We start from the raw sequence: 22,249 nt of genomic DNA, 5'->3' as shown, positions 1-22,249 counted from the left end.
TTGATAAGAGCACCGGAGGCAACGAAAGCATGTTGACGGAAGAGCTCAGAGCGTGAAGCAGCCCCAAAACCTGAGCACGCGGAGCATCAGATTAACCGAGTAACCTGCCTCAGGACCGCTCCGCGCCCCAACGGGGATAAATCCCCTCACCACAAAAACCAACCCACACCCATCCCCCTGACACACCACCAAACTCTCTGTGGCGAGGGGATTTATCCCCGCTGGGCTGCGCAGCAGCCCCAAAACCTAAGCACGCGGTGCATCAGATTGTCCGAGCCGGCTGATTCAGGACCGCTCCGCGCCCCAACGGGGATAAATCCCCTCACCACAAAACCAGCACACACCAATCCCCCTGACACACCCCCAACCCTGTGGCGAGGGAGCTTGCTCCCGCTGGGCTGCGCAGCAGCCCCAAAACCTAAGCACGCGGTGGATCAGACTCACCGAGTCGCCTGCCTCAGGACCGCTACGCGCCCCAACAGGGATAAATCCCCTCACCACAAAAACCAGCGCACACCAATCCCCCTGACACACCACCACCCCTGTGGCGAGGGAGCTTGCTCCGCTGGGCTGCGAAGCAGCCCCAAAACCTGAGCACGCGGTAGATCAGACTCACCGAGTCGCCTGCCTCAGGACCGCTCCGCGCCCCAACGGGGATAAATCCCCTCACCACAAAACCAGCACACACCAATCCCCCTGACACACCCCCCAACCCTGTGGCGAGGGAGCTTGCTCCCGCTGGGCTGCGCAGCAGCCCCAAAACCTAAGCACGCGGTGCATCAGATTGTCCGAGCCGGCTGATTCAGGGCCGCTTCGCGCCCCAGCGGGAGCAAGCTCCCTCGCCACAAGAGTCCTCACTCAATCGCACACCACCGAAATCCCCAGCTACAAACTCCCCCCGCACTTCCCCCGCCCCACCGTATAATGCCGCTCTTCCCGGCTTGTAAGAAAAAGCTACACACTCTGTAGCCACTCCAAGCCCGACCCAAAGCCTGCCGAGCCAGGCCACCACCACAGGTGTTATGCATGGATTTCAACCCCCTCGACCTCATCCTGCACCTCGACGTCTATCTCGACATGCTGGTGACCAACTACGGAACCTGGGTCTACGCCATCCTGTTCCTGGTGATCTTCTGTGAAACCGGCCTGGTGGTCACACCCTTCCTGCCCGGCGACTCCCTGCTGTTCATCGCCGGCGCCGTCGCCGCCGGTGGCGCCATGGACCCGCTGCTGCTGGGCGGCCTGCTGATGCTCGCGGCCATCCTCGGCGACAGCACCAACTACCTCATCGGCCGCACCGCTGGCGAAAAACTGTTCAGCAACCCCAACTCGAAAATCTTCCGCCGCGACTACCTGCAGCAAACCCACGACTTCTACGACAAACACGGCGGCAAAACCGTGACCCTGGCGCGCTTCCTGCCGATCATCCGCACCTTCGCGCCCTTCGTCGCCGGCGTCGGCAAGATGAATTACCTGCGCTTCTTTGGCTTCAGCGTCCTCGGCACCGTCCTCTGGGTCGGCGGCCTGGTGACCCTCGGTTACTTCTTCGGCAACGTACCCTTCATCAAGCAAAACCTGTCGCTGCTGGTGGTGGGCATCATCCTGGTGTCGCTGCTGCCAATGATCATCAGCCTGGTGCGCAGCAAACTGAGCCAACGCGCTTCGAAAGCCTGATCGCCCATGTGGTCCCTGAGCAACTGGCGCCGCCAGCGCACCCTCGCCAAACACCCCGTCCCCGAGGAAACCTGGCAACGCGTGCGCCATCAACTGAGCTTCCTCGACGGCATCAGCGCCGCCGAGGACCAGTGGCTGCGGGAAGCCTGCGTGCTGTTCCTGCACGATAAACACCTCACCGCCCTGCCCGGCGTCGAGCTGCACCAGGAACAACGCCTGCTGCTCGCCGCCCAGGCCCAATTGCCGCTGATGCACCTCGGCGAACTGAACTGGTACCAGGGCTTCCACGAAATCGTCCTCTACCCCGACGACTTCCTCAGCCCCCAGCGCTACCGCGACGCCAGCGGCATCGAGCACGAATGGGACGGCGAACACAGCGGCGAAGCCTGGCCCCAAGGCCCGATCATCCTGGCCTGGGACGGCGTGATGGCCAGCGGCGGCTGGGACGGCTACAACCTGGTGATCCACGAACTGGCGCACAAACTCGACATGCTCAACGGCGACGCCAACGGCCTGCCACCCCTGCACGCCGACATGCGCGTCAGCGACTGGGCCGACGCCATGCAACAGGCCTTCGACGACCTCGACCGCCAACTCGACCACAACCCCGACGCAGAAACCCTCATCGATCCCTACGCCGCCGAAAACCCCGCGGAGTTCTTCGCCGTCACCAGTGAATACTTCTTCAGCGCCCCAGACCTGCTGCACCAGGCCTATCCAAAGGTCTATGAACAGCTCAAGGCCTTCTACCGCCAGGATCCTTTGGCCCGGCTGCGGCAACTTCAAGCCGAAGATCCGGTCTATCAGGCGTCATACTAAGGTCTCTACGACCCTGGTAACGTGGCATCAGCGGCCGAATATGCCTATAATCGCCGCCACTTTTTGGTCAATCCGACCAGTCATTTGGTCAACTAACGGGGGCACCGCCCAATGAGCTACAGCAAGATTCCGGCTGGCAAAGACCTGCCGAACGACATCTACGTCGCGATCGAAATCCCGGCCAACCACGCCCCGATCAAATACGAAATCGACAAAGACAGCGACTGCCTGTTCGTTGACCGTTTCATGGCCACCCCCATGTTCTACCCGGCCAACTACGGTTACATCCCCAACACCCTGGCCGACGACGGCGACCCCCTCGACGTGCTGGTCGTGACCCCTTACCCAGTGGCCCCAGGCTCGGTCATCCGCGCCCGTCCAGTCGGCATCCTGAACATGACCGACGACGGCGGCGGCGATGCCAAAGTCATCGCAGTACCACACGACAAATTGTCGCAACTGTACGTCGACGTGAAGGAATACACCGACCTGCCACCGCTGCTGATTCAGCAGATCGAGCACTTCTTCGCGAACTACAAAGATCTCGAAAAAGGCAAGTGGGTCAAGATCGAAGGCTGGGCCGGTGCAGACGCCGCCCGCGAAGCGATCACCAAGTCGGTTGCCGCCTACAAAGGCTGAAACAAACTTGATAAAGAACCCCGGTTTGCCCCGGGGTTTTTTTATGTCTTAATGGTTCTTAATACAAAACCGTATTAACACTGTTTAACTGCGTTTAACCCGCGCCTTTCAAATCCTGCAAACGGAAAGATCGTCTTATATATTTGCACGACTTGTTTATTGCCGAAAACATCGTCGCCCCTAAACTTTCCGTTTATGAAAAAGATCTCCAGTGGCGACCGCTTCAGAGCCCTTCTAAAAGAAGCCCATATTCGTTCCGCCGACTTCGCGAAGTTATACGGCGTGAAATCCCAGCACGTGAACAACTGGTTCAACCGTGGCATCCCACCCCGGCGCATCCACAGCATCGCCAGCCTGCTGACCGTCAGCCCAGAATGGCTCGCCCACGGCGAAGGCCCGCAAACCCCTTTGGGCCTGGGCCCCGGCACCACCTACGACGCCGCCGAAGTCCAAGGCGTCTACAGCGTGGTGGAACCCACGGACATTGAACTGCCCTTCTACAAGGAAGTCCCCATCGCCCCCGGCGAAACCAAAACCCACATCACCGAAATCCCCGACCAATCCATCCGCCTGCCCCGCAGCCACCTCGACTCCCTGGAAATAAACCCCAGTGACGCCATCTGCACCACCATGGTCGGCGACAGCATGGCCGAACGCATCGAAGACGGCTCCACCCTCGCCATCGACCGCGGCCTGACCCAAATCGTCGACGGCCAAATCTACGCCCTCGAACACGACGGCATGCTCCGCATCAAATACCTGCACCGCATCCCCGGCAACCGACTGCGCCTGCGCAGCCACAACAGCACGGCTTACCCGGACGAAGTCTTCAGCGCCGAACAGATCGAGGCGCAGAACATACGGGTGATCGGCTGGGTGTTCTGGTGGTCCACCCTCAACAAACAGAGACCGCCGGTGTACGACTAACCCACCCGAACGGAAAGACAGGCAAAGCGCCTCGTGCCGAGGAGCTTTGTGGTGAAGAGCTTTTGTGGCGAGGGAGCTTGCTCCCGCTGGGCTGCGCAGCAGCCCCTGCTTTTCACCCTGAATCCCCTTAACCCAATGATTCCACACCACTTACCACTGGGATTCTGCCAAAAACCCGCGTATCCTCCGCCCCACATTTGCGAGCCCACACCTCGCACCGACAAGGCAGATCACTTTCTGACCAAGTCCCACAGCCGGCCGCAAGAGCCGGATGTACGTTTTGAAGGCTGGTGAGGTTTGTCAAAAACGAACTGAGTTAGTCAACGAGAAGCCGGCCATAAGCCGGCTTTTTAATGCAGGCTTGAAATTTATTCTCACTTTCCAAACCTTTTACAGCCTTATTGTATGAAGGTTTTTGTAGAAGTGGCTGCTCTGGTCGCTGAGAACCTAGTCCCTCTGGACAGACCCTTTGGATGCTAGCTTCCATGAGTGAGCTAGGAAAAACATAACCATGTCGATGATTGCCCCTACTCCTTAAGGGCGTGGTGCAGTTGAGAAAGGCATTCGGATCCTCGCTTGATCTCACACTCCCAAACGGTAATAACCCTCCAGCCGAGGGACCTCAAGGCGTAAACATTTTCGAGGTCTCTCTCAACATTTCTGGAGAATTTTGCTGCCCAGAATTCGCTCCGGGTCTTAGGTGTAGTAGCGTAGCGACACCCCGCATGGCGATGCCAAAAACATCCATGTACAAATATACAGGTCCGTAGCTTGGGAATTACAATGTCAGGCTTCCCAGGGAGGTCCTTGCGGTGCAGGCGGAAGCGGTAACCATTGGCATGAAGAAACCGGCGCAGCGCGAGCTCAGGCTGCGTATTTTTGCCAGTTATTGCTGCCATCATCCTCGACCTGGTCTCTTTATCTACAACATCCACTTTCGATTACCTTTGGCAGATGTAGCTCATGAATTGTGACAACCCTTTACAGGTCGTGGATCTCTTTGCCGGCCCCGGCGGCCTAGGTGAAGGGTTCTCTTCACTCAGTGAGGGCAGAAGCTTTGATATATTAGTCTCTGCCGAGATGGATCCGTTCGCTCGATCTACACTGAGACTTCGTGCATTTTATCGAGCGCTAAAAAAATACAACCCAGCAGCCCTTGCCGATTATTATTATTACTGCGAAACGGCTGGTGTGGCACAACCTTGGACCTCAGACAGTTATAAAGAATGGCAACATGCCGACGCCGAAGCTCGTCAAATTAAACTCGGAAGCGTAGAAGGAAATGCCGAACTAGATCGGATTTTGGAGAAACGATTGGATACCAGTAAACCTTGGGTATTAATTGGTGGGCCTCCTTGTCAAGCTTATTCAATTGTTGGGCGCGCGCGCAACAAAGGAAATGTCGACTATAAGGCGGAAGATGATCATCGTCATTTTTTGTACCGGGAATACCTGCGAATAATCCAGAGCAAGCGCCCTGCTGTATTTGTCATGGAGAATGTCAAAGGTATTCTTTCCTCAAAAGTTGGTGGCACGCAAATTTTCCCACAAATACTCCAAGATCTTGCCGACCCTGACGCGGCACTGGGAATAAAAAACGGAACTGGTAAAAAATATAAAATCTGCTCTTTAGTTTCAGATGACATCTATGAGTCTGGCATGACGCCAGACTCTATAGACTTTAATAATTTTATAATACGAGCGGAAGATTACGGCATTCCGCAAGGTCGCCACAGAGTTATACTAGTAGGCGTATCCGAGGATTATGTTGATGGCATAAGCGAACACAAACTTGCATCCGCTCCACCGGTCACCGTCAGGGACGTTCTTGGCAACCTCCCTCCGCTGCGCAGTACGCTTTCCAGAGGAAATGATACCCCAGACAAGTGGTGCAACGAAATTTTGGGACATCTCGAAACCCTATATAAGGATCTTATTTCGTCCGAAAACAAGGATCTCACTTTAGAGATGAACCTTAGGATATTTCGAGATTCATTTTCGGGCGGACGTTTAAACAATGGAGGACTACGTGTTAAAAAAACCAGCTCTTGGAGTGGAGCAGTAAACACGGACGAATTAAATTCTTGGCTTACAGACTCTAAATTAGGCGTTTGGCTCAACCACGAAGCCCGAAGCCACATGAGCGCAGATCTTAAGCGCTATATTTATGCGTCAGTCTTTGCGCAGGCTCATCATTATTCCCCAAAGGGTCACCAAGAATTCAATCTTCCTGGATTAGCGCCCGATCATAAAAACTGGGAAAGTGGTAAATTTAGTGATCGTTTTCGGGTTCAAATTGATCGCCAGCACTCTTCCACCATAACCAGCCACATCTCGAAAGATGGACACTATTTCATTCATTACGACCCTAATCAGTGTCGCAGTTTGACTGTAAGGGAAGCGGCCAGATTACAAACCTTTCCCGATAATTATTTTTTTCTGGGAAATCGCACACAACAATACCATCAAGTCGGTAACGCCGTTCCTCCTCTACTTGCAAGTAAAATTGCGAGAGTAGTCGAGCGTATTATCAAGGGTAGAATTTCCTCCCAGCGTCCCGAAAGGACTGTGGCTTCCATGATCAGCTGAAAACGGGTTGCTATGGTAAATAACGCAATGCGACCAGCGAATCGGACTTGCGATATAGCTAAATTTGTGTAAAGAATGGTGGCCAATAGATGTCATGCCTTGTCGGCTAATCTATGATCAAAGCCATGCTGCGCGGCAGGATGGACTGCAAGGAATTAAAGCTAGCCCGCAGGGGGACAAGGATGCTTCTGTTCGAGACCATTTTGATTGACTTCCGTACCGGAAGGCGGCTGCGATGATAGAGGTTCAGCATCCTCCCCACGCAGCCTCCTTGCTCGAGTCAATGCGATCTATTGGATATACATTGGATTCGGCCGTGGCGGATTTGATAGATAACAGTATTTCCGCCCACGCAAAAGAGATTCATATCGAGTTCCGCCCTAACGATAACCCTTACATCGCGGTTATAGACGATGGGAAAGGTATGTCGCATGAGACGCTGCAGAACGCAATGCGACACGGCAGTAAAAACCCCCTTCTAGAAAGAAGTGGGGAGGATATGGGCCGCTACGGCTTAGGGTTAAAAACCGCTTCCATATCTCAATGTCGACGCATGACAGTCATTTCGAAACAAGAAGCGAATATAAGTGCCTATTGCTGGGACCTTGATGTCGTTATCGAGAAAGGCGCTTGGGTAATGCTTCAGCTGGAAGCATCAGAATACCAAGCTCTACCTCATTTTAATCAGCTTTCGTTGCAGAAAACCGGAACAATTGTATTGTGGCAAAACTTAGACAAGCTACTTATTGGAGAAACAGATCCAGAAAGTGCGCTAGGCATGAAAATGTTGGCCGCTCGCGAGCACTTATCACTTGTTTTCCATAGATTTCTAGCTAAAGAAGGAAGCAAACCTAAAATTTCAATAGCTTTGAACGGCTCTTTAATTGTGCCGTTTGACCCGTTCCTTAGCCATCACAAAGCCACACAGCCACTGGACGAGGAGATTTTTTCCGTAGAGGGCAAGAAGGTTGTGGTCAAACCTTTTATCTTGCCCCACATAAGCAAACTTAATAATAACGACACACAACTTGTTGGTGGAACCGAGGGAGTTCGAAGCCAGCAGGGTTTCTATATTTACAGAAATAGACGACTAATTATTTGGGGCACATGGTTTCGCTTGGCGCGAAAAGATGAGCTGAGCAAACTTGCACGCGTTCGGGTGGACATTCCAAATGCGCTTGATCATCTTTGGACCTTAGACATAAAAAAATCGGCTGCCCACCCGCCTGAGATAGTCCGATTAAATCTGAAGCGAACCGTAGATAGAATTAGAGCCGTAAGTGGGCGAACAATTACTTTTAAAGGCCGAAAAGTCTCTGACTCTGAGGTCGCTGCTGGATGGAATGAGGTTATCGATAGATCAGGGGTCCGATTCGACATCAATCGAAAGCACCCAATAATTTCAGAGTTCTCTAAATTTCTCAGTAAAGAAGGGCGGATGCAGTTCAACCTGATTCTAGGCGTTATTGAAAGCTCCTTTCCTGCAGACGCCTTGTATAATCGAATGGCGAGTGATATCAGATCTGACTTCGCCAACGATAGTTCAGTCGAAAGCATTAACGGCATGATCGCGGATCTTCTGAGCAATATGCCTGTGGACTCACCGGCTCGAAAACAACTGCTAATGTCCCTCCATTTGATTGAACCATTTAATTTGTATCCGGCGCTGACAAAAAAAATCATTGAGGAATATGAGTCATGAGTGAGGCTTCCAGGAAGGTATTGTCAGCGAACGCTCGGCGTTTGGAACTAGGTGTTATCACGGCACTGACGGTCGATGGAATTCCAACCGAGGGAGGTATTTTAGACTTAGCCTCCACTCTTCGGTCAATCCCCCCCTATACAGTCACCGATGAAGAGTTTGAAACCGTAATTAAGCGACTTCATGAGGCCCTTACAGTTGACATGGGATTGGGCGATTGTGTTTACGACGAACAAAACCCATGGTTAAGAGCTCGAAAAGCCGAAATCGACCCATTTTATTGGAATCGCTATAAAACAGACCTTTTGAAACAGGGGTGGGGTCCCAAGGTCGTTAACTCACTAGACAAGGTTACAGATGAGATCTTGGATTTAATGGGAGATCCATCGGGTCGCACCGGATGGCCTCGTCGGGGCTTGGTAATGGGCGACGTTCAGTCAGGGAAGACGTCAAATTATACTGGTCTTATCTGCAAGGCAGCGGATGCCGGTTATAAGCTAGTGATTCTGTTGACGGGCACGTTAGAAAGTTTGAGACGGCAAACCCAAGAACGCTTGGACGCGGGCTTCGTTGGGCTTGATAGTTCGGGCGTCGTTAATAACAGAAAACGCCATAGAAAAGAAATCGGAGTAGGACTAATTGACGCCGCGAGGTCAGCTGGGGTTTTCACATCTACAGTAGGTGATTTCAAAGCAACAACTGTAAATCAGTTAGGTTTTAGGTTAAGGGACTATAGGGAACCGGTACTCCTTGTTGTAAAAAAAAATAAGCGGATTCTCGAAAATCTTGCCGACTGGCTGGTTAACTACAATGCAAGCGCGGGGGGGAACATTGACATTCCCCTACTGCTGATTGATGACGAAGCAGATAACGCGTCCATTAATACAAACCCCAAAAAAGCAACTGCGATAAATTCGGCCATACGAGGACTGCTAAAAGTTTTTCCGAGGTCCAGCTACGTCGGATTCACCGCCACTCCCTTCGCGAATGTATTTATAAATCCCGACACCACAAATAATGTTGAGGGGGATGATTTATTCCCTCGTGATTTTATTTACACCTTGGAAGCCCCTACAAACTACGTTGGGGCGAGCCGGATTTTCAGCGAAACATCTGATTTGAAATGCTTAGAGGTAATTCACGATGCGGAAGAATATTTTCCTCGTGGACAAACCTCTGATAGCAACGTAGAGGGAGTCCCCCCCTCTCTAATAGACGCGGTTGTCTGCTTCTTCTTGGTCAATACACTGATGGATATCCGTGCTGGGATGCCAAAGCACAGATCCATGCTAGTAAACGTGAGTCACTTCACATTAATACAAGACCAAGTTAGGGATATCTTGGACCATGAGGTCCGCCTAATGCAGGGTGATATTCAGAATTATGCATCATTGTCTTTCGATGAGGCGATGCAAAACCAAACCATAAATACTCTTTTTAATAAGTTTCAACGGCTTTTTTCCAATTTGGAGGTATCTTGGAGCCAAGTCCAAGCCCAGCTTGTGGCCTCCACACTACCGATTCAAACTACAGCCGTAAACCAAAAAAGTGGACCTGCCAGCCTAGATTACGCCGCCTACAAAGAACATGGACTAAGAGTTATAGCGGTGGGCGGCAATAGCTTGGCACGCGGTTTAACGTTAGAAGGACTATGTGTCAGCTATTTCTACAGATCTACTCAGATGTACGACGCGTTGCTTCAAATGGGGCGGTGGTTCGGCTACCGCGTTGGCTATGAAGATCTGTGTAAAATTTGGATGACTGAGGAAACCGCTGATTGGTATGCTCATATTTCGGAGGCCACCGACGAATTGCGTAATGAAGTGCGTCGAATGCAGAATTCCCGCCTTAAACCAATTGACTTTGGTCTGCGCGTAAGGTCTCACCCTGAATCATTACTTATTACCGCCAGAAATAAAATGCGGGACTCGGACGAAATCATACAAATTATTTCTATAACTGAAGAAAGTTTAGAGTCGCCTAGATTATTGAAAGACCCTTCTATAGTTACCGCGAACTATAAGGAAGCGCAAAGTTTCATACGTTCAGTGATCTCCTGCCCAACTGCAAAACCTGAGAATGGCTCCTTTCCTGTATGGCGGTCCGTGCCGAAACAATTGGTTGTGAAATTCTTAAAGGCATTTGTCAACCACCCCCTTAGCGTCAAACTACAAACATCGAGTTTGGCAGACTTTATCGAGAAATCAGATGATGAAAAGCTCGATCACTGGGATGTGGCTTTACCAACAGGCAGCGGAGATTCAATCAAGTTTTTTGGTGACATAGAAGTCAAAAGGCGAATTCGGAAAATCTCCATTGATGAAAATATCAAAGCCTTGCTTGTTAACGGAAATAAACTTCGAGTGGGCTCTGCAGGTGATGAGAAAGTTGGATTATCTGAAGCTGAAGTTAAGGCAGCAGACCTTCGCTTCCGAAGCGAGTCCAAGAAAAGCGTTCAAACAATACCAGGTAAAGCATATGCTGCTGTTAGGCAGGCGCCGCTGCTGTTGATCCATTTGATTCAGCCCAGAGGTGAGAGCAATGAGGAAAGTCCTTATACGCTTCCTTCCGATTGTGATGCGCTGGTGGCAATAGGTCTAAGCTTCCCCTCTCTTAATGTGTCGAGTCACCGAGTCGCTTATCGGATTAATCTTGTTGAACTCAGAAACATTTTGTCTGGAGATAATCCCTCCATTGACGACAACGATGATGAGGACGATGAAGATGATGAATAAGGTTAAATCCATCTGGACGGCGATTAAGTCGGAAGGTGTCGGATCCGGTTTTCGCCGAATTGACGCGGAGCATTTGCTTGATTTTTACGCTGGTGTGGATTCAATAGGCCGGCTCACACTCTTGTTGATTACACAAAAAAAACCTAGTGTTGAGTTGGAACTCCAATCAGTAAAAATTCACAGCGCGCTCCGAGATGACAACCAATGGTCTCTACTTTTCATATTAGAAAAACCTGAGCTTTCCGAGTTGTTCTTGCTCTTCTGCGGAGACCTAATTGAATCCTCACGTCAATGTGGGGAGAAATCTAGAGGCCTTCCATTCGTTTTAGCTCGTCTTGTTAGCTGGCGCTTGCTATTTGAGCGAGGGAATTTCGATTTATTGACCGAAGGGCAAGTTCGAGGGTTGACCGGTGAGCTTCTTCACCTAAAGACACTAATTGGGACTATTAGCGCATCAGCGGCAGTTCAGAGCTGGAAAGGGCCTGATCGAGCTGATCAGGACTTCCAATTTGAAAAAAATGCGTGGGAGGTCAAGACAGTTTGGCCAGCGACCAATGAGGTTATAATAGCCTCAGAAAGACAACTTGACTTCACCCACCGAGAGTTGGAGCTCGTCGTTATCGAGCTCGGAAGTGGATCTGAGGATACGGAAGCTGGCTTCACACTTAATCAGTTGATTGATGAAATTCGAAGGATAATTAAATCAGATTTTGACACATATTTAGCGTTTGAAAGTTCACTACTGAGATCTGGCTATGTTATACGCCCTGAATATGATGCGTGGGTAATGACTATAGGCAAAGTAACCCGTTATAAAGTCAGCACTGGTTTTCCCTGTATTCGCCCACAAGATCTATCGACAGGAATTCGTAGTGTCAAATACAAACTAAACCTCCAAAGCTGCATACCTTTTCAGATATAGCGAACGAGTAAGTTATATGGATCTCCTCACATTTCATAAAGACATCATAGAGACCGTCCGTTCAAAAGCCGAATCTTCGCGCGACTTCATTCGCACCGCATTTGTGGAGGAGTGCGGAGAGAGGCTGGTAGAGGCGGAGGAGCTTCTCTCCTTCGAAATGTGCAGATTTGAGGGGGTCAATGGAAAGCGCAAAAGGCTTCGAGTGGACGGCTATTCATTCGATGATGCCGACAACTCGATGGCTCTTCTGATAGCTGAATTTTTTAATGAGGATGAAGTGCCCTCGTTTATTACTTCCGATGCAAAGGCTGCACTCGGTGATTTGCGTGCCTTTCTTGAAGAGGCATTGGAGGGCAACTTAACTGACGGGAGTGTAGACGAAAGCCAACCAGGCTTTGGCTTCGCATGTGACTTAATGAATTGGCATTCGAAAATAACGAAATATCGTTTCTATTTCGTTAGCGATGGCATGCTAAAAACTCGTCAGAAAGGATGGCCTGAAGATGCTGTGAGCGGTACCCCTGTCGAGTTCCACATCTGGGATATCGGACGATTCCATTCAGCTTATATCTCAGCTACTGGGCGCGATGATCTTGTTGTTGACTTTTCGACAAATAAAACGAGTGGTCTGAAATGCCTTGCTGCTGCCGAATCCCAGGGAGACTATAGCGCTTATCTTTGCATGATTCCCGGCGACACTTTAGCGGATATATACGACATTTACGGCAGCAGATTGCTTGAAGGTAATGTTCGAACATTTTTGAGTACAAAAGGCAAGGTTAACGCTGCAATACAAAACACGATTCGTAATCAGCCTGAAATGTTTTTTGCATTCAACAATGGAATTGCGGCGACGGCCGAAAATGTTGTAATAGAAGAGGATGCGGGGGGGACGCGTATTCGAAGCGCGGTGAACCTTCAAATTGTAAACGGAGGGCAAACCACGGCATCGTTAGCGTTTGCAAAAAGAGGTGGTACTGCACGTAAAGACTGCTTGGACCTCTCTAAAGTTATGGTGCAGATGAAGCTTTCTGTTCTGCCTCCGGAAAAAGCTGGGGAGTTAACTCCGGAAATTGCACGTTACGCGAATAGCCAGAACAAAGTTAGCGATGCAGACTTTTTCTCCAACCACCCGTTTCATATTCGCCTTCAAGAATTTTCTCGCCGACTGTTCACCTCTCCCAAAACCGGGGCACAATTTGGGACACATTGGTTTTATGAGCGAGCTAGAGGTCAGTATTTTAATGAACAAGCCAAGCTCACAAGCGCACAAAAAAACCACTTTTTAGTACAAAATCCAAAAAACCAGCTATTTACAAAAACCGATGTTGCAAAATATGAAAATAGTTGGCGTGAGCAACCCCATAGAGTAAGCATGGGAGCGCAAAAAAACTTTATATTTTTTGCTGACATCATTTCAAAATCTTGGATATCGGACGGCAAGACTTATAATGAAGAGTACTTTCGCAGCCTAGTTGCTCTAGCTATAATCTTCAGAAAAACGGAGTCTCTGGTTAGCCAACAAACATGGTACCAAGGAGGGTATCGTGCAAACATCGTAACTTACTCGATCGCCAAGCTTCATAATTTGATATCTGAGGATGCACTGGGCAAGCAATTCAACTTCAGAACTATTTGGGATCTACAGGCTGTTCCGCAGGCACTATGCGACCAACTTTCTATAATTGCAGAAAAAGTTTTTCTCGTGCTTACCGATCCTGACAGACCCAAAGATAACGTCACTGAGTGGGCAAAAATGCAAGCCTGCTGGGAACAAGTAAAAAATACCAAAGTAAAGCTAGTTTCAAACTCAGATGAATTTCTTCAGGATGTGCGCCTCTCTGTTGAGGATGGAAAAAAATCGAAGACGATGCAAAAAACTGATGACGGCATACAACTTCAAATTATGGTCGTAGACTTGCCCGGCGCGGAATGGACACGACTATTAAATTGGGGGATCAAGAAGGGGAAACTTTCGCCCAAGCAAGTTAGTCTATTGAGTATCGCAACTCAAATCCCCCATAAGCTTCCTACGGAACGCCAGTGTATCGAACTTTGGAAATTACGGGGACAGATGATTGAGGACGGCTATCTTGCCCTGTGAATACATGAAACTTTATTGATCAGTCTTTTTTGTATCCACCCTAGTTTTCGTAAAGGTCTTGCTATGCAAGACCTTTTGTTGCCGAAGGACAGCTTGCGCCCCGCTCTACCTCACCTCAACAATATCCAAAGCCCGATTCGCCAACAGTTCACTCACCTCAATCACCTGCAAAATACCCATCGCAACACGCCGTCGCGATCCCTCAAGATCGAACACCAAATCACTGATCATTGCATTCGCCGAAGCCAGGTTTTCGCTGAGATGGGCAAGCAGACATTCCGAATCAACATCCGGTGCGATACGGAAGATGGTGTTGGGTTTGTCGGACGTTTCTTTCTTCGGCGTAGGCTTCAGATAAAAATCCAAAGCCCGGTTCGCAGCATCATCGAGCTTCTTGTTACGAGCAGACTGAACGCGAGACACAGCTTCGTCGGTAGCTGGCGGGTTCGGTGTAATCTTGACCATGGTAAAGCTCCTAGAGTCTGTTGGAGCTACCACCCTTCGCTGCGAAACGAAGTATGGGGTGGCAGCTGTACGCGGGTTCGCAGACCGGGACTCTAGGGACCGGCAGACCCGAAGGTCTCCCACGCACAGCCACCTCTGACGAAATCACAGACATGGGCGATCTGCTTTTCGAAGGTGACGTTGTGCGCCTATAGAGTCCGGGCTGCGAAACCCGATCACTGATGAGCAGTGACGGATTCAAACTACCGAGGGGACTCAAGGTGCACAAGCCGGCGGATTCTGGCGTAGTTGTAGGCAATGGCGCAAGGCGATGTCGGTCTTGGCTAGTCTCGTGGAGTCACGATAAACAGTTGGCCGGAAGGTTGCTGACACACAGCCATCGCGAGCAGGCTCGCTTCCACAGAGGAGCAGCATGTGTGCATATGTCGCTGCTGGCGACATGACGATAGAACGTGTCGCTGAAATCAATAAATGGCGACACGTCAGGCACTTCAAACATAGGACTGGCGGAGCGGGTTTACTCGTGAATGCGGTGCGTCAGCGTCAAGTATGTTGGCCAGCATGGCGCGTCACGAGCAAGGAGCGACGCTGCGGTTGGGGAAATTGTGCAAGAGGTACTTGCACAACTTCTCTATCGGCTTTACGTCTGTGACTAGGACTCGCGCGCCCCGGAACGCTGCTCGGCCAGGATGTCCTCAACCGTGCGTTCATGACCTGCCTTCACCAGTTTCAAGTCGTATCCGGCCGCTTCCAATAACCGGACAAGGGCCGAGACCCATTGTTTCCATACGCGCCACCGTTGAACGTGAGACGCCAGCGCGACTGGCCAAGGCTTTCTGGCTCAAACGGGCCTCCCCTCGAGCCTGTTTCAGCATTTCGGCCACATCAAACAGGGTGGTCATTTGTAGCCCTTGAGCATCAAAAATCCATATTTATCTAATTACTGTAGCCGTGGAGACACAACGCCACGTGTATTTTGATTCGTGATTAGTGCAGCACCTTGTTGCACAAATGGATCGACGATTTTCTGGATGTTTCTAAACCTGACAGCCTTTTATCCAATCTCTCGCCTACAAAAAAGGCCTTGCCATGCAAGACCTTTTTTCACACCCGGGGTAAGCGCGGCCCCTTGTTACCTCACCTCAACAATATCCAAAGCCCGATTCGCCAACAACTCACTCACCTCAATCACCTGCAAAATCCCCAACGCAAAATGCCGTCGTGATCCCTCAAGACCAAACGCCAAATCATTGATCATGGCATTCGCCGAAGCCAGGTTTTCACTGAGATTGGCAAGGAGACATTCCGAATCAACATCAGGTGCGATACGGAAGATGGTGTTGGGTTTGTCAGACGTTTCGTTCTTCGGCGTAGGCTTCAGGTAGTAATCCAACGCCCGGTTGGCAGCCTCATCAAGCTTGTTGTTACGAGCAGACTGAGCGCGAGATACATGCTCATCTGCGGTCGGAGGGTTCGGTGTAATTTTTGCCATCGACTTAGGTTCCTGTAAGTGATGCTGCAGCCACCTCGCGACTAAACGAGAGGGCGGCAGCTGTGCGCAGGTTAGTCGACCGGTGAACCTAAGAATCCCGGCGCGCCCGGGGGCGCCCTGCGCACAGCCACCATCAATACAGGAACAGCAAAGCCTGTCCGACGGAGACTTGGTACGCCTTAGGTTGAGACGGGCGACTAAACCCGATCACTGATGAGCAGTGACAGGACCCAAACTACCGACGCGACCCAAGACGCACAAGCCGGCGGATTCTGGCGTAGTTGTAGGCAATGGCGCAAGGCGATGTCGGTCTTGGCTAGGCTCGTGGAGACGCGATAAACAGCTGGCTGGAAGGTTGCGGATGCACCGCTATCGCGAGCAAGCTGGCTCCCACAGAGGTGCTTGTGTACATACGTCGAAGGGGAGTGCATTCGCGACTGGCTGCATCCTTGCAGCCAGTCGCGAGCGGGTTACGACTCGTTGTTCAACGGGGCTTGCGACCACCATCGCAATAAATCAGGCGGGACATCTCGATCATATCCACAACGGTTTTGTCATCGACCTCAAACCCGCTGCCTGAAACCCCTGTATTGCTACTACTTAAGCGTAACGTCGAGCATCGGCGGAATGTACCCATAGTCGTACTCAGCCACCACAAACGTCTGCTGCCCTTTTATTTTCAAGCCCACCGTGGGGGCCTCGGTGCCACCCACACGAATCTGCGTGCCGGTTTCGTCGGTCGGTACGCTGTCGATGAAGGAGGTCACCAGGCCGTTTGGCATTACATAGTGCGAGTAGGTCTGGAATGGTTGGGAGGACGGGTTGCCCAGTACCAGGCCGGAACCGTTGAGCGGCACGTAGGGGCCGAACAGCGAGTCCGCGACGAAACCGTACACACCGTCCGGCCCGGTCACACCGTCGGCGTAGGTGAAGGTGTGGCTGATCGTGAACAGGTAGTACTTGCCATCCTGGAACACGAAGTGCGGACGTTCGGTCTGGTCGTTGACGCCCACGGCCGTCAGCAGGGGCGGCAACATTTCCCAGTCGTCACCATCCGCGTCGCGGGCTACGGCAATGCCGACACAGGCGGTCTGGAAGCGCGAGTTGCCGACATCTTCATAACCCGGTGGCACGTCGCCGATTTCGGCCTCGCCCACTTTGTGCGAGCCACGCTCGCCGGCCACGTTGCCCTCGAACAGCATGTACAGCTTGCCATCTTTCGGGTCGCGGAAAGGCCATGGGTCGCGGAAACCCCAGAAGGCGTTTTGGGCTTCGGTCTGGTACATCTTGCCGTCGGCCTCGAACAGTGGCTTGACCTTCTCGAAGCCGACCATGCTGACACCGTGTTCAGTGGTCACTACCCGACCGCGCACCTTGACGATGGTCGCGCCTGGAGTGACGGCGGTGTAATACAGGTCCACTTCACCTCGGTCGTTCAACAGGATCGGCGTACCGGCCCATTCGCGAGCGGTCGGCGAAACGCCTTCGGCCATCACACGGCCGCCGAATTCCCAGTTCTTGCCGGTACGAGAAAACCAGTAGTACATCTTTGCCCGACCATGGCGATCGTTCCAATCGCGGAGGATGTCGTAGTTGCCGTCCTCATCAAGGTACGCCGGGTCGTTTGGATGACGATCGGCCGTCAGGGTGAAGATCACCGACCAGCCATCGACGGATGTCACGTTACCGTCCAAGTCGCGTAGGGGCATGGTGTCCCAGATGAACACGTCGTTGTTCAGTACCGGGAAATCCGCGCTGACCAGCGGCTGCGTGGTGGTGGGATCGTCCGCCCGGACTTTCAGCGCATCAGCGCGGGTCCAGAGGCTGGGTTGATGGGGGGTTACACCGAATTTTTCAGTGGTGGTTTTCATAAGGTAATACCTCGTCCATGAATGGATTCAAATAAATGATGCTTGAGAAATACTGGATGCGCATACAGTGAAGCCACCTTATAGAGGCTCATGCATGCGGGTCAAGCAAAAAAATGCATTTGTGCATAATTTGGTTTTTTCTTGAGGCTGATACGTTTCAGCCTTGAGCGTTTGCAGAAGTTAGTTCGCGGGAAGATCGACGACGTTGCCGGCACGCTCGGTGCTCTGAGCCGCTGCTCAGTGGAAAGCTTGCATAACTGGCGACAGGTGGAAGTAGTGCATAGAGGGATTGCTCGACTGAGCTTGGGCGTCGTGCGCAAAGCTCAACAAGGCGGGGAGTCAGCGGTTCTGAGGGTGACGGGTGTATCGCTATCGCGAGCAAGCTCGCTCCCACAGGGTGTGCGGTGGCTGTGTTGTTTGTGCAGAAAAGCATCAGGCAGGTGACCAAACCTGCCCGATGCCAACGACCTGACCTGTTATCCCAACGTATTCAAACAAACCACCTTCGGCTGGGTCATTTCCTCATACGCAAACCGCACCCCTTCCCTGCCCAAACTGCCGTACTTGGAACCGCCAAACGGCATCGCATCGAACCGAAAATCCGAAGAGTCGTTGATCATCACGCCGCCCGCCTCGATCCGCCGTGCAGCGCTCATCGCGGTGCTGAGGTCGTTGGTAAAGATCCCGGCGTGAAGGGCGTATTCAGGTTCGTTAGCCAACGCAATGGCTTCATCGAACGTGTCGAACGGCTGCAACACCACCACCGGGGCGAAGGCTTCATTGCGCCAGAGTCGGCTGGAATGATCGACATTTTCCAATACGGTGGCGGCGTAGCAGGTGCCTTGGCGGCGGTGGCCGCAGAGTAAGGTGGCGCCTTGTTGCAGGGCTTCGTTCACCACCTGTTCGGCGTTCTGCGCGGCCTGCTGGGTGATCATCGGGCCGATGTCGGTGCTGGCGAGCAGTGGGTCGCCGACGACGAGGGCTTGGGCCTTTTGGACGAAGCGTTCGCGGAAGGCGGCGTAGATCGATGCCTGGATCAGCAGGCGTTGGGTGCCGATGCAGTTTTGCCCGGCGGCCCAGAAGGCGCCGGAGAGGCAGCTGTCGACGGCGGCGTCGAGGTTGCAGTCGGCCATGACGATGACGGGGGCGTTGCCGCCGAGGTCCATGGCGAGTTTTTTCAGTCCGGCGGTGCGGGCGATTTGTTCGCCGGTGACGAAGCCGCCGGTGAAGGAGATCATGCGCACGTCGCGGGCGGCGACCAGGGCTTTGCCCAGTTCCGCGCCGCCGGTGGCGACGGTGACCACGTTTTCAGGCAGGCCGGCGGCGACCAGGTACGAGACCAATTTGAGCGCCGACAACGGCGCCAGCTCGGACGGTTTCAGGATGACGGCGTTGCCGCCGGCAATGGCCGGGCCGAGTTTGTGGGCGACCAGGTTGAGGGGGTCGTTGTAGGGGGTGATGGCGACGATCAGGCCCAGGGGTTCGCGGGTGAACCAGCCCTGGCGCGATTCGGCGCCTTCGTAGGCGTCGAATGGCACGATTTCGCCGGCGTTGCGCTTGGCTTCTTCGGCGGAGAGCTTGAGGGTGTTGACGCAGCGTTTGACTTCTTTTTCCGCCTGTTTGAGGGTCTTGCCGGCTTCGTCGACGATCAGCCGGGCGAAGGCTTTGGCGTCGCGTTCGATGTTCAGTGCCGCGTGTTCAAGGATGCTAGCGCGGCGATGACGGGGGAGCGCGGCGCAGGCTTTTACGCCGCTGCGTCCGGTCTCGAGCAGTTGCGGGACTTCCGAGGCGCACACGTCGGCGACGGTGCCGACGATGCTGCCATCAAATGGGTTGAGGACTTCGATGTGCGGTTCGACGACCGCCAAGGCCAGGCGCGATACGTTCACAGGTTGTGCTCCTGTTTGCGGGTTGCCGATTGGTGGATGTGAATGATGTCCGACAGCAGCGCGAAGGCGGTTTCGGTGCGGCCTGCGCCCGGACCGGAGACGGTGACGGCGCCAAGCAGTTCGCTGGTGAAGGACACGGCGTTGGTGGCGCCGCTGACGCTGGCCAGTGGGTGGTCGTTGCTCAGCAGGCGCGGTTCGACGCTGGCGCTGATGGAGCCGTCGGCCTGGCGCGTGGCGGCGCCGATGAGTTTCCAGCGGGCGCCGTCGTGGCGGGCTTCTTCGATGTCGGCGAGGCTGAGGGCGGAGATGCCGCGACAGGTGACGTCGTTGACGGTGAGTTTGGCGTCCAGCAGTTCGTTGGCGAGGATGACGACTTTGAGGCGCACGTCATGGCCTTCGACATCCGCCGTTGGGTCGGCTTCGGCGTAGCCCAGTTCTTGGGCTTCTTTGACTGCTTCGGCAAATCCCGATCCGCCTTCCATGCAGGTGAGGACGAAGTTGGAGGTGCCGTTGAGGATGCCTTCGAAACCGGTGATCGAGCTGCCGGCCAGGGATTGTTTGGCGAGGCGAATGACGGGGGTGCCGCTCATCACTGAGCCTTCGTATTCGAAGGCGACGTTGTTGCGCTGGGCCAGGGCTTTGAGTTCGGCGCCGTGCAGGGCGATGGGGCCTTTGTTGGTGGTGACCACGTGCTTGCCGCGCTCCAGGGCCCAGCGGCAGAACGAGCTGGCGGGCTCGCCGTCCACCGGGTTGGTGAAGGTGGCTTCGGCGATGATGTCGGCGCCGCAGTCTTTGATCACGGCTTCGTTGAGAGCGTCGACGGTGCCGCCGGGCAGTTGAGCTATGGCGCCTTGGGTGGTTGGCAGTCTGGCCAGCGATGCGGCGTCGAGGCCGTGGCGGTCCATCACCGAACCGAGGAACAGGTCGGTCACGCCGACGATTTTCAGGGTGAAGCCGAGGTCGGTTTTCCACTGCTGGTTGCGCTCGGCAATCAGCTGAGCCAATGCCCGGTTCACACCGCCGAAGCCGACCAGCGCCAGTTTGTATTCAGTCATTTTTGTTATGTCCTTGATCCGGGTGATGAGGTTGTTGGGATCTAGGTTAGGGGGGTGGGCTGGGCAGTGAAATATGCCAATTTGCTCTATTTTTTGGGCGTTTTGACCAGGGGGTGGGCAAAGCGGTAAGCATGCTTGTTCCACTGGCCAGGCACATTCCTCTGTGGGAGCGAGCTTGCTCGCGATGGGGCCAGGTCAGGTACATCGATGGTGGCTGGTGTACCGCTATCGCGAGCAAGCTCGCTCCCACAGTTTTTTTCAGTGCTTGGTCTATCGGTGCTGGGCATGCACCTGCTTGGCTGATGCACCGCCGGCCGCTCTTGTGGCGAGGGAGCTTGCTCCCGTTGGGCTGCGCAGCAGCCCCTGGAGTTGGCCTGCGCGGTGGGTCAGGTAGATTGCGGTCAATCGGGTTGGGGCTGCTGCAGCCCAGCGGGAGCAAGCTCCCTCGCCACGGGGGTTGTGGTGGTTGGGCACATTCCTCCTGTGTGCGAGCATGCTCGCGATGGGGCTAGGTCAGGTACATCGATGGTGGCTGGTGTACCGCTATCGCGAGCAAGCTCGCTCCCACAGGTTTTCTCGGTGCCTGGTCCATTGGTGTCAGGAAATCCACCTGCTTGGCTGGCGCACCGCCGGCCGCTCTTGTGGCGAGGGAGCTTGCTCCCGCTGGGCTGCGCAGCGGCCCCTGGAGTTGGCCTCTGCGGTGGGTCAGGTGGATTGCGGTCAATCGGGTTGGGACTGCTTCGCAGTCCAGCGGGAGCAAGCTCCCTCGCCACGGGGTTGGTGGTGGCTGGGTATATTCCTCCTGTGCGAGCATGCTCGCGATGGGGCCAGGTCAGGCACATCGATGGTGGCTGGTGTACCGCTATCGCGAGCAAGCTCGCTCCCACAGGTTTTTCAGTGCTTGGTCTATTGGTGCTGGGCATGCACCTGCTTGGCTGACGCACCGCCGGCCGCTCTTGTGGCGAGGGAGCTTGCTCCCGTTGGGCTGCGCAGCGGCCCCTGGAGTTGGCCTGCGCGGTGGGTCAGGTGGATTGCGGTCAATCGGGTTGGGGCTGCTTCACGCTCTGAGCTCTTCCGTCAACATGCTTTCGTTGCCTCCGGTGCTCTTATCAAAGGCGAGTCGTGGCGGGCCAAGGCTTGTAAATAGACGCTCTCGTCATACTGGGATCCAGCATTCCAGCACCGATAAACGATCCTGATCCATTTAAAAGCCAGTGCCCTCAGGGCTGCTTGATGAGAGCAGCCTTTGGCCTTCTGCTGGCGATAGTACGCCCCTGCCCATACCGATTGATTGATGCTGTGGGCAGCCCACTCGACAAATGTCTGGCGCAAAAAGGTTGAACATTGATAGCGCCAGCGAACGATT

At 53.5% G+C, this 22,249-nt stretch carries 16 protein-coding genes and 1 pseudogene; 9 read left to right on the top strand and 8 right to left on the bottom strand.

Going from position 1 to position 22,249, the window contains the following annotated elements:
• The first annotated feature begins 1,026 nt into the window (after positions 1 to 1,026).
• The 4 genes from BM300_RS28580 to BM300_RS28565 all read left to right on the top strand — a co-directional run bounded on the left by BM300_RS28580 (position 1,027) and on the right by BM300_RS28565 (position 4,059).
• Positions 1,027 to 1,674 (top strand): DedA family protein, encoded by a 648-nt coding sequence (locus BM300_RS28580; RefSeq protein ID WP_063324210.1) that lies wholly within the window; start codon positions 1,027 to 1,029, stop codon positions 1,672 to 1,674.
• Positions 1,675 to 1,680: 6 nt separating this feature from the next.
• Complete coding sequence (locus tag BM300_RS28575; protein ID WP_092464639.1) at positions 1,681 to 2,493, top strand: M90 family metallopeptidase; 813 nt, start codon at positions 1,681 to 1,683, stop codon at positions 2,491 to 2,493.
• A gap of 111 nt (positions 2,494 to 2,604) precedes the next feature.
• Positions 2,605 to 3,132, top strand: coding sequence for an inorganic diphosphatase (gene ppa / locus BM300_RS28570; RefSeq protein WP_003205933.1), 528 nt, complete (start codon positions 2,605 to 2,607; stop codon positions 3,130 to 3,132).
• Between the two features lie 195 nt (positions 3,133 to 3,327).
• Positions 3,328 to 4,059, top strand: coding sequence for a LexA family transcriptional regulator (locus BM300_RS28565; protein ID WP_092464637.1), 732 nt, complete (start codon positions 3,328 to 3,330; stop codon positions 4,057 to 4,059).
• Positions 4,060 to 4,586: 527 nt separating this feature from the next.
• Here the strand turns inward: BM300_RS28565 and BM300_RS28560 are convergent.
• Entirely contained in the window at positions 4,587 to 4,994 is a 408-nt protein-coding gene (locus BM300_RS28560; RefSeq protein ID WP_092225026.1) for a very short patch repair endonuclease, read from the bottom strand.
• Between the two features lie 28 nt (positions 4,995 to 5,022).
• On the opposite strand from BM300_RS28560, the gene BM300_RS28555 reads away from it, so the two are divergent.
• The 5 genes from BM300_RS28555 (at position 5,023) to BM300_RS28535 (ending at position 14,111) form a co-directional block, all read left to right on the top strand.
• A complete protein-coding gene (locus BM300_RS28555) occupies positions 5,023 to 6,648 on the top strand; it encodes a DNA cytosine methyltransferase (protein ID WP_092225028.1) in 1,626 nt (541 codons plus the stop codon).
• Between the two features lie 235 nt (positions 6,649 to 6,883).
• Positions 6,884 to 8,350, top strand: a complete 1,467-nt coding sequence (locus tag BM300_RS28550) for an ATP-binding protein (protein ID WP_092225030.1) — start codon at positions 6,884 to 6,886, stop codon at positions 8,348 to 8,350.
• Positions 8,347 to 11,085 (top strand): Z1 domain-containing protein, encoded by a 2,739-nt coding sequence (locus BM300_RS28545; RefSeq protein ID WP_092464635.1) that lies wholly within the window; start codon positions 8,347 to 8,349, stop codon positions 11,083 to 11,085. Before BM300_RS28550 ends, BM300_RS28545 begins: the two co-directional genes overlap by 4 nt.
• On the top strand, positions 11,069 to 12,007 hold the full coding sequence (locus tag BM300_RS28540) for a PD-(D/E)XK motif protein (RefSeq protein ID WP_170862119.1): 939 nt from the start codon (positions 11,069 to 11,071) through the stop codon (positions 12,005 to 12,007). The genes BM300_RS28545 and BM300_RS28540 overlap by 17 nt, the downstream gene beginning before the upstream one ends.
• 16 nt (positions 12,008 to 12,023) lie before the next feature.
• Positions 12,024 to 14,111: an AIPR family protein gene (locus tag BM300_RS28535; RefSeq protein ID WP_092225036.1), complete on the top strand. Its 2,088-nt coding sequence runs from the start codon at positions 12,024 to 12,026 to the stop codon at positions 14,109 to 14,111.
• 105 nt (positions 14,112 to 14,216) lie between these two features.
• Here the strand turns inward: BM300_RS28535 and BM300_RS28530 are convergent, their stop codons facing one another.
• The 7 genes and pseudogenes from BM300_RS28530 to BM300_RS31215 all read right to left on the bottom strand — a co-directional run.
• On the bottom strand, positions 14,217 to 14,576 hold the full coding sequence (locus BM300_RS28530) for a DUF6124 family protein (protein ID WP_092225038.1): 360 nt from the start codon (positions 14,574 to 14,576) through the stop codon (positions 14,217 to 14,219).
• Between the two features lie 707 nt (positions 14,577 to 15,283).
• The gene (locus tag BM300_RS28525) at positions 15,284 to 15,451 is read right to left on the bottom strand and encodes a helix-turn-helix transcriptional regulator (RefSeq protein WP_256575868.1); all 168 of its coding nucleotides are present in this window, start codon (positions 15,449 to 15,451) and stop codon (positions 15,284 to 15,286) included.
• 257 nt (positions 15,452 to 15,708) lie between these two features.
• The gene (locus BM300_RS28520; RefSeq protein ID WP_092225040.1) at positions 15,709 to 16,068 is read right to left on the bottom strand and encodes a DUF6124 family protein; all 360 of its coding nucleotides are present in this window, start codon (positions 16,066 to 16,068) and stop codon (positions 15,709 to 15,711) included.
• Positions 16,069 to 16,664: 596 nt separating this feature from the next.
• Positions 16,665 to 17,939: a glycoside hydrolase family 68 protein gene (locus tag BM300_RS28515; RefSeq protein ID WP_092464633.1), complete on the bottom strand. Its 1,275-nt coding sequence runs from the start codon at positions 17,937 to 17,939 to the stop codon at positions 16,665 to 16,667.
• Positions 17,940 to 18,415: 476 nt separating this feature from the next.
• Positions 18,416 to 19,828, bottom strand: coding sequence for an aldehyde dehydrogenase family protein (locus BM300_RS28510; RefSeq protein WP_092464631.1), 1,413 nt, complete (start codon positions 19,826 to 19,828; stop codon positions 18,416 to 18,418).
• Positions 19,825 to 20,883 (bottom strand): homoserine dehydrogenase, encoded by a 1,059-nt coding sequence (locus tag BM300_RS28505; protein WP_092464629.1) that lies wholly within the window; start codon positions 20,881 to 20,883, stop codon positions 19,825 to 19,827. The genes BM300_RS28510 and BM300_RS28505 overlap by 4 nt, the downstream gene beginning before the upstream one ends.
• A 1,077-nt stretch (positions 20,884 to 21,960) precedes the next feature.
• Positions 21,961 to 22,249: pseudogene (locus BM300_RS31215) on the bottom strand (IS110 family transposase); the annotation flags it as partial.

Origin of the sequence: Pseudomonas sp. NFACC46-3, assembly GCF_900114515.1 — a bacterium.
Classification (GTDB): domain Bacteria; phylum Pseudomonadota; class Gammaproteobacteria; order Pseudomonadales; family Pseudomonadaceae; genus Aquipseudomonas; species Aquipseudomonas fluorescens_Q.
Note: the sequence above shows the minus strand (reverse complement) of the source record. Positions and strands in the feature narration are given on the sequence as shown.